The sequence below is a fragment of the Paenibacillus sp. M2 genome (assembly GCF_046713495.1).
GTDB classification, from domain to species: domain Bacteria; phylum Bacillota; class Bacilli; order Paenibacillales; family Paenibacillaceae; genus Paenibacillus; species Paenibacillus amylolyticus_B.
In genome coordinates this window covers 575741-589719 of sequence record NZ_CP169648.1, presented here as the reverse complement: position 1 = coordinate 589719, position 13979 = coordinate 575741, and the positions used below count along the sequence as shown (strand labels likewise).

General features: G+C 47.2%; 9 protein-coding genes. 3 read left to right on the top strand and 6 right to left on the bottom strand.

What is annotated here, in order from left to right:
- Positions 1-1653, top strand: a complete 1653-nt coding sequence (locus ACETMN_RS02785; RefSeq protein ID WP_411735725.1) for a methyl-accepting chemotaxis protein — start codon at positions 1-3, stop codon at positions 1651-1653.
- Between the two features lie 840 nt (positions 1654-2493).
- Here ACETMN_RS02785 and ACETMN_RS02780 read toward each other — a convergent pair.
- From ACETMN_RS02780 to ACETMN_RS02765, 4 genes are all read right to left on the bottom strand, one after another.
- Positions 2494-4188 carry an NAD(P)H-hydrate dehydratase gene (locus tag ACETMN_RS02780; RefSeq protein WP_411735724.1) on the bottom strand — a complete coding sequence of 565 codons (1695 nt, stop codon included), beginning with the start codon at positions 4186-4188 and terminating at the stop codon, positions 2494-2496.
- Positions 4189-4397: 209 nt separating this feature from the next.
- Positions 4398-5030 carry an NAD(P)-dependent oxidoreductase gene (locus ACETMN_RS02775; RefSeq protein ID WP_091018535.1) on the bottom strand — a complete coding sequence of 211 codons (633 nt, stop codon included), beginning with the start codon at positions 5028-5030 and terminating at the stop codon, positions 4398-4400.
- 320 nt (positions 5031-5350) lie between these two features.
- The gene (locus ACETMN_RS02770) at positions 5351-5779 is read right to left on the bottom strand and encodes a GNAT family N-acetyltransferase (protein WP_091018533.1); all 429 of its coding nucleotides are present in this window, start codon (positions 5777-5779) and stop codon (positions 5351-5353) included.
- A 28-nt stretch (positions 5780-5807) separates the two neighbouring features.
- Complete coding sequence (locus ACETMN_RS02765) at positions 5808-6575, bottom strand: imm11 family protein (RefSeq protein ID WP_143786551.1); 768 nt, start codon at positions 6573-6575, stop codon at positions 5808-5810.
- Between the two features lie 231 nt (positions 6576-6806).
- Between ACETMN_RS02765 and ACETMN_RS02760 the strand changes: the two genes are divergently transcribed.
- Positions 6807-7694 carry a hypothetical protein gene (locus ACETMN_RS02760; RefSeq protein ID WP_091018529.1) on the top strand — a complete coding sequence of 296 codons (888 nt, stop codon included), beginning with the start codon at positions 6807-6809 and terminating at the stop codon, positions 7692-7694.
- A gap of 280 nt (positions 7695-7974) precedes the next feature.
- On the opposite strand, the gene ACETMN_RS02755 is transcribed toward ACETMN_RS02760, so the two are convergent.
- Entirely contained in the window at positions 7975-8124 is a 150-nt protein-coding gene (locus ACETMN_RS02755; protein WP_411735723.1) for a hypothetical protein, read from the bottom strand.
- A 301-nt stretch (positions 8125-8425) separates the two neighbouring features.
- Positions 8426-11137 carry an S-layer homology domain-containing protein gene (locus tag ACETMN_RS02750; protein ID WP_179198602.1) on the bottom strand — a complete coding sequence of 904 codons (2712 nt, stop codon included), beginning with the start codon at positions 11135-11137 and terminating at the stop codon, positions 8426-8428.
- Positions 11138-11501: 364 nt separating this feature from the next.
- Here ACETMN_RS02750 and ACETMN_RS02745 point away from each other — a divergent pair, with 364 nt between their 5' ends.
- The gene (locus tag ACETMN_RS02745) at positions 11502-13823 is read left to right on the top strand and encodes a helix-turn-helix domain-containing protein (protein WP_091018524.1); all 2322 of its coding nucleotides are present in this window, start codon (positions 11502-11504) and stop codon (positions 13821-13823) included.
- The last annotated feature ends 156 nt before the right edge of the window (positions 13824-13979 follow it).

Genomic DNA, 13979 nt, shown 5'->3' with positions numbered 1-13979 from the left:
ATGAAACTACAGGGAAAACTGATACTTAATGCTCTAATTTCACTACTTCTATGCCTTGTGCTAGTCGCTTATATTATCATGCAATTGCTCAACATGAATGCCAAAAATCAAAATCTGGTACCAGCCATGCTCAAGGTGAGTGAACTGAATGCCAATCAGATTCAGACCCAGCAAGCGCTGGATGTCTACTCATTCTCCATGACAGCAGGAAACCAAGACGCGGTGCTTCGCTTGCTGGATGAAGGCCAAACGATGATTCAGGAGCTTACGGACGGATTGCTCGAAACAGATTCGCAGTTACAACTTATTCAGTCCATCGAGACAAAATTACAAGCTCTCAACCAGGGAGCCACCGAAGCGATGAGTGCGATGAACAGTGCGGAAGCGAAACGTTACAGCACTCGGGTTCGGGGCATACAGAATGATATCTATTCGTTAGATGAGATGACTCGGGATCGTTATGATCAATATACCGTCGATTTGGAACATGACATTCAGCAAACGTGGCAAACCGCTCTGGTAGGAGCCATCGTATTGCTTGTCGCCGTAATGTTGTTTAATATGTATACTTCACGGCAGATCGCCCGGCGTATTCGTACGCTCAAAGACGCCGCGGGACAAATTGCGGACGGTGACCTGACCGGACAATTACCGGAAGCTCGGGGCAAAGATGAACTCGATGACCTGAGTCGTTCCTTCGGTATCATGACTCATAATATCCGCGGCATTATTCAGTCGATTGGTGCGGCGGGTCATCGGGTCGATCTAATGGCGCAAGATATTGACCGCGGCAATGATACAGCCCAAGCGATTGTGCAGCAAGTATCCCGCACCACGGAGGAACTCTCGATTGGCAGTCAAAAGATTGCCGAGGATCTGAGTGAAACGGTGATGGTTGTGGACAAAATGCAGTCTACCTTCAATAGCAATCTGGAGGCCACCTCCCAATCGGTAATCGATGGTCGTGAAGTATTAACTACCGTTGAGGAAGGTAATAAGGCTGTAGCAGAGCAACTCCGTCTGGCCGAAGTGAATCGTATGGCGATGTCCGAGGTGGAACAAACGGTGCGGGAACTGGAAGAAAGCGCGGTTCGAATTACTACGATGACTGCATATGTATCGGAGATTGCCAAACAAACGACCATGCTCTCGTTAAATGCCTCCATAGAGGCTGCTCGCGCTGGAGAAGCCGGACGTGGCTTCGCAGTTGTTGCGGGCGAGGTGAACAAACTCGCCGAACAATCTGCGCAATCGGTCAAACATATCTATGCGGCCGTGGGCGAGATCACAACCTCCATGGACAAGGTGAAGAACTCTGTAGCACAGAGCATGCAGCTATTCGGCGAACAGGAACAAGCCACCAGCCAGACTCGTGAATCCTTCTCTGCTATTCGTGAAAGTGTGGAGCGCATTAGTACGGGTATCCATCAGCTTGCTGAGGACATGCAACACTCCAATGAACTCAGTACACAGGTGCAACAGGCCATTGAAAATATCAGTGCCATCACCGAGCAGTCGGCAGCCAGTAGTGAAGAGATCACCGCCTCCACGTCGGAACAACAACGTTCCTTCGCTGATGCAAGTATTAAGGTGAAGTCATTGCGTGATATCAGTGCGGAGATGCATCAGGAACTGTTGCGATTCCGGCTGTAAGCAGGAGGTCGGGATAACTTAGGCCAGACGTAGGTCGCGTTTAGTTTAGATATCGTTTAGATGCAGATTTTAGGCAATTTATGGGCAGGTTATAGGCGAGCCAGGATCAGGTAGCGTGAACATACAAACAAATAAAGGGGAGCCTCCGTCATGAATCATGACAGGGCTCCCCTTTTCAGTAACTAATCGTTGTTTCATCTAACTAAACATTTACACGAAACACAGAGGACAGAAAGAACCTGAAGAAGCGGAACTAAAAGCTAACTGAAAGAACGCTGACTTGGAAGCATACGCTTCGCCTAAAAGCTTCTTGAAAGAAAGCTGGTTCGGAAGCATACGCTATCCCGGATTTCCTAATTTATAAAAGAATAAACTGGGAATAACAGCGATCGGAAGGTTGTTCTGTCACCAGAGTATCCAGTGTAAATATTCTTTAGTTCAACTTGTATAGATAACAAGGCAGCAACGTTTCAGATCCAAACGTTTAACGAATCGTGCAAACCTTATTGGACCATCAATTGCAGGTTATAAAATCTAACGAATCTCAGTCACTCTATTCTCTAATTTAATCCGGTTTTTTAGGTGTTTTATCCGAAATACACAGAAATAACGTGGATGAGATTCGTTAGCTTTTGCTCCTCGATGTAAACCTTGGTATAAGGTGTGTCAGGTTCGTTAGGGCACTGGGCACTGGGCATTGGGTAGTGAGCAATGGACAATGGACAACGTTCACTCATCTACTTTTTGGTGCGCTGGTTCGTTGGATCACTCGCAGTTTGAAAAGGAATCGTCATGGGCAGCAGCTCAAAACCGCGAGCTTGTCCCACACCTGCCCCATCCTCACAGTGCATCGATGATGTCTCCGGCCAGCAGGGACGACGGGTCACTGCGCAGCAGGGCTGCTCGTTCGGCGGCCTGTCCGTGGAGATATACGCCGAACGTGGCGGCTTGCTCCGCGCTTAGCCCTTGGGCAAGCAGACCGGCGATGATACCGGTCAATACGTCTCCGGCACCGCCAGTCGCCATGCCGGCGTGCCCTGTGGTGTTGATGTACGCCTCGCCGGATGGCGTTGCAATGACCGTTCGTGCTCCTTTGAGCACAAGGGTCACGCCCTGCTCGCGGGCGTATTTTGCAGCGTGTCCAATGCGGTCACGCTGCACCTCTTGGGTCGACATGCCCAGCAGTCGGCCCATCTCGCCAGGGTGCGGCGTCAGGATTGTCGCCGCACTTCGCTGGCCCCAGTCGCGAGGCCCATGTGGGCCAGCGTCTGCCAGCATGTTGAGGGCGTCCGCGTCAATGACGAGCGGACGATCCGATTGTTGCCACAGACGGCGCAGCCAGTCTGTGTCGCCCTTGAAGCGGCCGAGGCCCGGGCCGGTCGCGAGCACGTCGCGGCTTTCCGCGAGACGCAGCACGACGTCCGCGGAAGCCGCGTTCCATTCGCCGCTGTCGCCATCGGAGGCGGCAGCGAGCATGAGCTCGGGCACGGTGCCGATGACATGCGGCAGCAGTGCCGTAGGCAGCGCCCATGTGGCGAGCCCGCAACCCGCGCGCAGCGCGGCCTTGGCCGAGAGCAGGCCTGCGCCGCTCATCGGCAGACTTCCTGCGGCCAACAGTACGTGGCCGTAGGTGCCCTTGTGGCCGTCCGGTGCCCGGAGGCGGCCTGTATCCACGCGCAGCGCACCGCGCAGCACCTCGTCCGTCAGCAGACGGACCGAGGGGCCATGCTCTGGCGCAAGCCGCGCGGGAATGCCGATGGCGCGTACCATAATGCGCCCCGCGGCAGAAGCGCCCGGGTACTGCACTAGCCCGCGCTTGAGCAGCGCGAGGCATACAGTCACCCGGGCTTGAATGCAGGGCTCGTACACCTCTCCGGTGTCGGCGTCCAGCCCGCTTGGCACATCGGCGGACACGACCGGCTTGCCGCTGTCGTTCGCCGCCTTAATCAGCGCCGCATAAGCTCCCCGCGGCGCCCCCCGTGAGCCAGTGCCCAGCAACGCATCCACGATGCCTGTGCACCGGCTGAAGTCCACGGCTTCGCGCCCGTGGACAAGAGCAGGGATGCCGAGCTTCGCGGTGGCATCCCGTTGCACTGCGGCTTCGCCCCGCAGTGCATCAGGGGCATCGCCGTAGACTAGTGTCACGCCAAGCCCCGCTTCATCCAAATGGCGTGCGGCCACCAGCCCATCGCCGCCATTATTGCCCTTGCCGATCAGCATGTACCACTGCTGATCTCCCGGGCGCTCCATCACCAGCGCCGGATCGGCGATGATGTCGCCACCATAACCTTGCCGATCACCGGGCCCGGTGTGTGCCCGCCTCGCATCTGTCTGGCTGCTACAGCCCTTGCTGCTATAGCCAAACTTCCCCGAAACTGCAAGCAAGTTTTCTGCCTGTTCTTCCCGACACAGCTTAATGACTTCCTCGGCTATGGCGCGACCTGCATTCTCCATCAGACTGGCAGCAGGAATACCCAACTTATGAATGGTATAGTCGTCCACAGCCCTCATCTGTTCAGCGGTTACGATAAACAACGTTCATCCCTCCCCGTGACAAGCTCATCTCATACTTAAAAATAGCTACTTCGCACCTATACGCTACATCCTATATGTGTACCTCTATATTTCCCCTTACCTCATCCAGTTACCACAATCCGAGCCAAAGCCATGCATCATTGGAAGCTCTATCGATCCCGTGTACGAGACCCTCAGATTAAATCATCCATTCCAAAGCCTGTCTACACTTAATAACCTACTGTAAACCGCGCTTGAATAAACTGCGGATCGTCCAATTCGTCCACCAAAGCCGCTGCAAAATCACCAACGGAAATCGAGCTTTCCCCGATATCATCCGTAATTACACGGTTCATCCCAACTCGGAACTGGCCTGTCCGACGTCCTGTTGTGATTGTCGCAGCAGGGCTCATGTAGGTCCAGTGAATACCCGATGCTTCAATCAGGTCATATGCATCTGCATGTGCTTTCGCCAGTGGTTTGACTTCTTCCGGGAATCCAGGCGTATCCATCAGCATATCACCGGAATCGGTTAGCAAACTTCCCGCTCCACCAACTACAACCAGACGTCCTGCTTTTGCCCGGCGCACACCCTCGATCAACGAACGTGTCACTTCCAGCATCTCTTCTTCTCCACCGAACTTCGGTCCATATGCACTCACAACCACTTCTTGACCCGCTGCAAAATCAGCCACCTGATCCGGGTTAAGCAGATCTCCCTGTTCTACACGCAAACGCTCATGAACCATCTCAACCTTCGAAGGGTCACGCACCACTGCTGTCACTTCATGCCCACGATCCATCAGCTCCCACAATATCATCTTGCCAATCGCTCCGGTTGCTCCAAAAATGGCTACTTTCATATGAATTCCCTCTTTTCTGTAGATATCATCTTGTCAACTTACCGTTATTTTAATACTTAATCCTATTGTTATATACCTTAAACGGCTCACGCCATCTTAAACCGGATGTGAACAACTTGTAAACCTATCTCTTACAGCTTATATGTAGAAAAATAATCTTTACTTCAACTAGCGGAAGAAGCACCGGTACTCTTAAGTATCCCCTCTCTCCGCTAGCACTCAACACGAATCATGCAAAAAAGCCGCTAAATGCGGCTATACTAAGATAGTTTCATACGACATAAGTCTATTCTTATCTCAAAATTTCAGTTTCCGTTCCGCTAGGTAGCCGGTCCTTCTTCTCCCTGCCTCCACCACATGCCCTCCGATTTTGGGCTGGTGTATTCAAATCCAAATTGAGCATAAAGTTGATCAGCCGGAACATCCGCCAACAGACTGACCAAACCACGAGCAGGTACTGCTTCACGCAGATAATTCATAATCTCGCTCATGATCAGTTTTCCATACCCCATTCCCTGAACATCCGGGTGTACAGCAATATCGACGACCTGAAAGAAACAACCTCCATCTCCAATCACTCGCCCCATGCCTATCAGCATATCCTCTTCACGCAGACATACGGCAAACAGGCTATTCGGTAATCCAATCTCCGCCCCTTCCCTGCTCATCGGGCTAAGACCCGAAACCTGCCGTAAAGCAAGATACTCCACTGCTGCGGGTGGTGTGTGTTCAATACTCACATGATCCATGAATTGTGCCCCTCTCCAACAAAATAAATTATTCTTTTATTCTGTCAACCACATGCCAAGATTTCAACAGCAAAACCGGCGGGATATATACAGGCATAATCCACTGGTAAGACAGATCTTGAAGCAACTGACCCAGCCATAACCTCCCCTGATCTTCCAGCCGAATCCTCCACGGACCGCTAGCCATGGTTTCTCCCTGATCTACAAGTTCACGGGCATCATCATAGGAATACTCTTCTCCTTTATTTCGTTCAATTTCTTCAAGAGCTGCATCATATACCCGTTGCTGCTCTTCTTCCATTTCCTTTGTAAAGTCAGAATCATATATCACGGAAAAGTTAAGCCCTTTGAGCTTACGCTCTTCAATCCATTCTTTAAACTTTTCTGTAACAAAAACCTGAACACCAGGAGTTTCCTTAATCTTGAACATACACGTTCCTTCCGGTATTTTGGCAGGATCGAATACAAGCTTGTTAAACCGTGCCCAAGACCCATCTTTGAATCTACCAATATCAGAACGATGATAATCAACACAGTCCAATATATTAGTAACATTTAGTATGAACAATTCCATATTATCATTCGTTATGGGCAAAAATTCTACTTCGCTTGTTAATAAACTCTCTTTCTCCATCATCTCTTTAACTCTTTTTGAGAACACAGGTTTACCGATATGGTAATTCGGAAAATCCTTGTATGATTTTTTATAAAGGGTTTCTAAACCTATTGTTGTCCATCCTTTTATTTTAGATTGACCGTGGAAATCACTATTAATTGGATGATGATCATCTTCCACTGAAGCTAGGACCCTCGTTTTCGTATCATGATTAAACCTATAAAATTTCATTTCTCCCCACCTTAAAATCTTTCTATTATAATTACATCTTTGTCACTGAGCTACTCTACGTATCATGACTTTAACATATGAATTCTGCTTGAATTCATCTACTTCCTGTGTAATAGTGAGAGAAAGCTTACGTGAAGCGTGTTTCTTGATACGTGAAGTTGGTGCAAAGGAGGAACAAGAGTGTTTCAACGTTGGATTGAAGATCTAACATCGCGCCCAGGCGCTGTGGCTGTGCTGTTTGGCGTCATGGCTTTGCTTCTGGGGATATACATATGGTCCGCCACTGAAGTTCGCCGCAGCCACGAAAGGCGAATGCAAAGGATACGAGATACATTATACATAAGTACAGCCCTCTTGGGACAACTTACCATCCAGGAAAATCGGAATTATGAACGATCGGAACACGAACATGACGATCTGATAACAGCAATGTTAGCCTGCAAAGCTGCATCTTACCTATCTCCTCAGCTACAGGACCAGATCCGTGACTGTATTAAGGATCATGACCCTGCCAGAATCGGACTGATGCACAGAGCACTGGAACGGGAATGCACCGTATTATCGGATGAACTCAGCCGGGATACACATGCAGATCATTGGGGCACTGCGGTATGGACCATCCTTCGGCCCGCAGCCGAACCATTGGCACTAGCAGCCACAGGGTTTCTAGTTACAGATCTGATATTACGTCAGCGGATGTTGGACGTCCATGTAGACTCATGGGACAGCATCTTGCCATGGATTCGCGCAACTTCCATAATGATCACCATAATATATGGTTACCTGCTCTGGGCCAGCCCACGACGGGATAGGTCACGTACAGTAACCAAAATGCTCTCCTTGCTGATCGCGCTATGCTCCTTGCTCCATCTGATTGGACTTGTTGCTGCGCCCTACGCACTGGGACTACAGCTGATTATATTCACTTCGGGTTTCGGGTTGACCGGGACACGCTCTCGAAGTGATCGCCCCTACGCAGGACATACGGATCTGGAACCAACGAAGCAAGTCTCTACGGAACTGGAAGGAAATACACGTCGTACATCTGGTACCAACACAGACGAATAACCTACGCGTCCAGCCGCTTCCATATAATTAAACTTAGATACCCACCTCGATGATACGAGACTCGGCCTTCTCACGACTGGATTTTCACAGATCAGGTCGTGTCTCCTTACTCGGCATTATACGATGATGGATGTAGTGTCCCAAAATTATCGAGCTCCCGTCTGGCTGATCCTATTGAGTAGCCAGACGATTTTCTAAGAAACTCAGGACGTCTTATATTACCTCTACGCCCTCTTTCAAAATTGTAAAGAACCTCAAACACGTTTTTTCCAAAAATCGCTCAATAAAAACGCTCTAAACCGCCGTAAACTTCGATATAACGTTTCTCAGATTCGTTAGCGCTCAATCCCTGCTCATGCTCTGTTCCAAGCACGACTGAGAGGACAACCTCGTGCCCCTCCCCCTCCCGTACAAAGCGAAAAATTTTCATTGGTAGAGGAAAATAGGGAAGCCGCCTTTGCGACGTCCTGATCGCTAGATCGTTATTCAACATGCAGCATGCTTTCCAACTCTGGACCCGTTAATATACGTCTCGGCTTTCAGTAGGTTTTGAAAGAACGCTCTAAATTCTTCAAGTCTGTACGCAAAAAGGGCTGAAACTACACATTGTAGCTTCAGCCCTTTTCTATAATACTAATTTTGTCTTGCGAAGAATGATCAGAAGATTATGTCATCGAAGTGGCATGTGTAACATTTATTAGTTCACTTTGTATCATGCATAATTACTTCACTTATTTGGCTACAACATGTGCAATGACGCGGCCCTTTTCGTACGTGACAGTCACATCATAACCATCTGCCGTTACACTGTCGAATTCACCTGTAATTCCATTCGCCGTGATTAACGTAATATCTTTGGAACCTTCGATCTTATAGTTGGACAAATCGAGTTTCAGACTTCCTCCATCAATATAGAGTTTTCTGCCGACATTCAGCTGACTGTTGTTGTCAGTCACTACCAATTCCAACGTACCGTTATCCATGGTAAAGTTTCTATTTAAGTTGAGTGCTCCGTCGACATCAACGACAACTGTTCCATTTTCTACATACAGATCACCTGTACCAAAAGCAGTTGAAGATTTGGCTACCAGCATTCCTGCTTGCAGCAAGGTTCCGCCTGTGTAGCTATTTTTCCCTGTCAATGTAAGGGTTCCTGTTCCCTTTTTCGTGAGCATTCCATTACCGGTGATATCATTTCTCCACCAGTCTTCTGCATTAAACCGTCCTTTGGAAGCGTCCATATCTACGGTTACATTGTTCAAGAAAGCACCGTATCCATCCGCAGCCGTGACCAGATCAATTCTACCCCAGCCCTTGGATTCATCCAGTACAGGATATCCAGAGTCAATGGATGTTGTATACAATACTTGTCTGCGTTGCTCATCTGTTAAATACGGTTGACGTGTTTCTAACAGGGCTTCTGCTCCTTGCGGTACAACGGGAGCCAAACCTTTGGTTCCGGTTTGTGGTAGACCGTAAGTCATCTTTTCTCTATAGAAGGCTTTATTGGCATCATGATCTTCCCATTTGTGTTCGTCGTAAGCACTCTTGAACGTGTAATCCTCTGTTACGGTATGTGCATATTCATACAGACTCATATTTTTTTCCTTGGCTGCAGCTCCAAATACTTCTCCTGCATTCTCATAACCTTTCTCTAACACATCTTTGTTCTCAGCCTTATTAAGTGCATATGCAGCCATAGCTGTGGATTGTATTCTTCCTCCTATAACATCCAGCGGTGAGTGCATCCCCGTTACGACTCGATTCTCGCCCAACTGAGCTGCTCTCGTTAACAACTCAGAGAATCGTTCTGGTGTAGCGTATGCCAAAGGAAATACGGATAAGTAAGCTGCACTGGTATGTCCGCTCGGAAATCCGCCATCTTTTCCTCTTCCATCCTCAGCGATTCGTTTGACATAAGTTAACGCAGGAATAAGCTTAACGTTGGTTTCGTATTGCTGGTAATGTTTTTCTCCTGTTGATTTGGTGCCGCCTGAAGCCAATGGTACTTCTTTTTTCTCACCTTCGCCCAAGGTTTCCCATACAGGCAGTCCTTTGCTGTCAACCACTTCTTTCACTTCTCCATTGGAATTCATTCTCCACGGTCTAGGGGAAGAGTAGAAATATTTAGAGGGATTAGATGAGGCAGGAATTTTGAATCGAACCAGATCAACTAAATGGACCAAGTCTGAAAGTTCCGTCTTTGCTTCCCAATCTCCAATGCCTTGGCTTTCATCTTCCACGGTTTCCTCGGTCAATACCACATTCATCTCGTCCACCGTTCGTTCAACGTTTGTCTTTGGCTTGATGATATCTACATACGTGTTAGCCAGCGGACCAAAGCCCTCCATCACGCTATAGATCTTATCTCTTTGGTCATCGTAATAGGCTGCCAATGCCTCTTCAGCCGTGCGATTTTGCGTGACCTTTTCTACATATTTGATATTGGCTTCCCACGTCGCTTTGTTTCGGATCTCTTCATTTGCATATGTTTTCTGATCAGCGACAGCTACGGTTGGATCATTCTTAAAGCCGTCAAAATATGGGGACGGTCCATCTCCATACTTTGCATTCTTCCCATCAGCTCCAATTTGGGTTGCCGCTGTTCCATCTCTCCAGTCCGCTTGGTTCATGGACCATACTTGATCAAAACCGTCTAAAATATCAATAAACGGATTGGTTTCTGCAATATTTTTCAAGGTGTCGTCTCCGGCATTGGCTCCGTGTTTCACGGCGGACAACCGAGCTTCATCTGATGGAGGATTAACATTCAATACGGTTGCGGTTCCTTTTGGCTTAGCTGGCTTGGCAGCTGTAGTCGCGTCTGTTTCCACCGCCTTAACGAGCGCAGACACTGCTTCGGCACGAGTAATTGAATTAAGCGGTTTGAAGCTTCCGTCTGCATAACCAGCGATAATTTTCGCTGCTGCAGCTCCACCTACAGCTCCCTTGCTCCAAGCTGCAATAGACGATGAATCGCTAAAGACATTCGCTGCTGTTTCATTCAATTCCAAATTTAGAATACCGGCAATCACTTTAGCTGCTTCCTGACGTGTAATCGGATCTTGTGGCTTCATGGTGCCATCGGTGTATCCATCTATATATCCATTTGCATTTGCAATAGAAATGGCTTCGTAATACCATGCACTCTCAGACACATCGTTGAAGGTAATTTTAGCTTGTCCGGAATATCCAAAGGCACCGTTTACCAAATTCATAAATTCTGCTCTGGTAATATACGTATTTGGTTTAAACGAATGATCCAGGTAACCTCGAATTAATCCTTCATCACCCCATGCTTGAATATTCGCTTCCGCCCAGTGTCCCTTAATATCAGAGAACTGAATCTTCTGATCGGCTGCAAAACTCTTCTCTGCAAATGTCGGACCTACCATAGACAACATTAGAAGTAATGCCAGTGACTTTTTAAGTGGTTTTCTCATGGCTTGCAAATACACGCTCCCATTATGGTAAATTATTTTTTTGCTTCTGCATCTGCAAATGAGTAAGAAAGACTCTATACAGATGTCTGATCTGCCGTTACTGTAGCATTAGGGAACGTTTCGCATCTATAGAACAAATTCCGTTTTATATCAAAATCGTACGTTCCGGAGCTTATATGCCAAGAAAAATGGAGTTAGATACTACATTTATCAATTAAAATACCTACTTTTGTAAACGCTTTATTAACTAAAAGTAAATTATGGAGTGGGAGTTTGTTAAATTTCGATCAACATGATTTCTAGTCCTCGGCCTGCTATATAATGATGAAGTTGTTTAGAAAAGAGAAATGAAGGGGGAAAAAGAATGCATAAGCCATTTCAATCTGTGAGATCCAAGATGGTTCTTTCCTACCTTGCTGTTGTTCTTGTCATTGCGCTTCTTTTTGGCTCCATTTTCTATCTCTTCTTCTCCCATCAATACAGCAAAGAGATCCGTATCAATAATCAACTGTCGCTGAAAAGCACGGTCAATACTATTGAGAGCTCCGTTATCCAGAAGGTGAATCAGGTCTATCTGTCCCTGGCACTCGGTAACGCCGCTAGTATCGATTTAGATAGCTTAAAAGGAAACCATAGCAAAATCCTGGACATCGAACAGTCCCTCAAAAATATGGTGCAAAATTATTCCGATCTCATTGAAGCTATTCATGTGTACGATACAAAGAACCACTTCATCGTCTCATCTGTATATGGGCTATTGCTCTATGAGGACACGCCTTCGAGTGTGGATCATACGACGGATTGGATTGCTGCGATGAAAGAGACTCCAGAAAGCTCCTTATGGATGAAGACTCGCATGGTGCCTCAGGATGTTTATATCGAATCACGGAAACAGGGCAAGATGAGTCCTCTAATTTCCTATGTCCATAGTTACCCGTTTCAATCGTCTGGGCAAGACAGTAGGGCCATGATTGCGATTGATATCAAAGAATCAGCGATCAGTCAGATTATTGAAAATATGCTCCCTGCTGACTATGCAAATACATTAATCATCGATCAGGACGGAACCGTCATATCTGCCGCGGACAAAACGTTGATAGGCAGCTCCACGGAGGAGAATCTAACGCAGTCGCTGCTCACCTTTCATTCTTCAGATGAGAACTTCACACCTGTATTTAACTATGACTCTCATGTCGTTACCCAAGATCAATTTAAAGGAAATGCATGGAGAATCTACACAACCACACCTAATGAAAGCTTCTATTATAAATTGGATAGCTTGAAGGAGATTTCAGTTCTTCTCGGTTTATTGGCTGTTGCGGTTGGAATAGCGATGTCGTCCATCTTTACCAGGGCCAACTATAGTCCTCTTAAACGAATCATGAATAACATCAAGAGCCGGATGGATAGCCCAACCAGCTTAAAGCAGGACGAATATCGTTTCATTGATACAACGTTTAACAGTCTGTCCAATAAAGTTGATAGTCTTGAAGAAACCTTACAGGCCAATCACAGAATGATTAAGCATAGTATCATGCTCAATATGTTAAATAATCGATTTACACCCGAGGAACTTACAGAACAGCTCCAGTCTGTTCACATTTCAATGGCCTACTCTCGCTTCCGTTGCATCGTCATTGACCCTGTCAATGAGAAGTGGAAGGATCTGCAGCCACGACAGTTGCAGCATACGTTGTATACGATGATCCAGCAACTGGAGATCGCAGAAATGGATGGAACTCAACTGCTGGCAGAGGAATTGCAGGATCACAAAATAGCAGTAATCATCTGTACCAACCAACCCGCAGAACCGCTCTCTGATCACATTGTAGACTTTATTCACGCTGAGGCGAGCAGCAGATTTGGTATGGAATTTGTACTATCGTTAGGCGGATGGGTAGAACACTTCACAAAGATTCACACAAGCTATCATCAGGCGAATACCCTGATTCGATATAGCTACTTCTTCCCCGAGCAGTCTGCCATTCAGGATCTTAATCTTCTGAACAGGGAAGCCAGCAGTCTGGAGATCCCGGAGTCATACCTCGTAAACTTTGAAAAGAAATTGCAGACTCGGGATGTGCAAGGTACGGTTCAGGCCATTCAGGAATTGGTCGCGACAATAAAAAAAGGTCCCTATTCCGCCGAATACAGTCGGATCATCTTATTAAAAACGGTATCTATTTACGCGGAGTGTATTAATCAGGTGCGCCTGCAACCCGTCGAGGCGAGTTCATTGAATATGTACAAGCAATTTTCATTGTTCTACAATATCAACCGCTATTCGGAATGGATGATTCATCTCGTGACCGAATATGTGATGCAGATGGAGAAGCGAAGCGAAGTACGAAGTGTGGATACCATCTCGGCTGTCAAAGCCTATATTCACGAGCACTTATCGGGCGATCTCACGCTGGATCATGTCTCAGAGCAAGTATTCATCAGCCCTAAATATCTCAGTAAACTTTTCAAGGAAGAAACCGGGATTGTTTATTCCGAATATGTTACAAGTCAGCGAATGGAACGTGCCCGGGAACTCATGACACAGCGTGAAATTACGGTTGAGCAGATCGCAAGTACGGTCGGTTACCGTACCCCTGCCTATTTCATTAAGAAGTTCAAAGAGATTCATGGATGTACACCGAAAAATTTCATGCGCAGTCTAATGGAACAGGGATCTATATAGGGTCAATTTAAATTTACACAACAACGGAGAGGACAGAAAGAACCTGAAGAAGCGAAGCTAAAAGCTTTCTGAAAGAAAGCTGCATCGTAAGCATATGCTACGCCTTTATTCCCGGATTCCCCCCTTTAGAAGAGGGATCAAAAGAAATCTGGGAAT

Bases quoted from the DNA above. Each gene is read 5' to 3' on its own strand.
- ACETMN_RS02785 (WP_411735725.1), top strand. From the start codon at position 1: ATGAAACTACAGGGAAAACTGATACTTAATGCTCTAATTTCACTACTT.
- ACETMN_RS02770 (WP_091018533.1), bottom strand. From the start codon at position 5,779: ATGGATCATGTGAGTATTGAACACACACCACCCGCAGCAGTGGAGTAT.
- ACETMN_RS02750 (WP_179198602.1), bottom strand. From the start codon at position 11,137: ATGAGAAAACCACTTAAAAAGTCACTGGCATTACTTCTAATGTTGTCT.
- ACETMN_RS02775 (WP_091018535.1), bottom strand. From the start codon at position 5,030: ATGAAAGTAGCCATTTTTGGAGCAACCGGAGCGATTGGCAAGATGATA.
- ACETMN_RS02745 (WP_091018524.1), top strand. From the start codon at position 11,502: ATGCATAAGCCATTTCAATCTGTGAGATCCAAGATGGTTCTTTCCTAC.
- ACETMN_RS02755 (WP_411735723.1), bottom strand. From the start codon at position 8,124: ATGAAAATTTTTCGCTTTGTACGGGAGGGGGAGGGGCACGAGGTTGTC.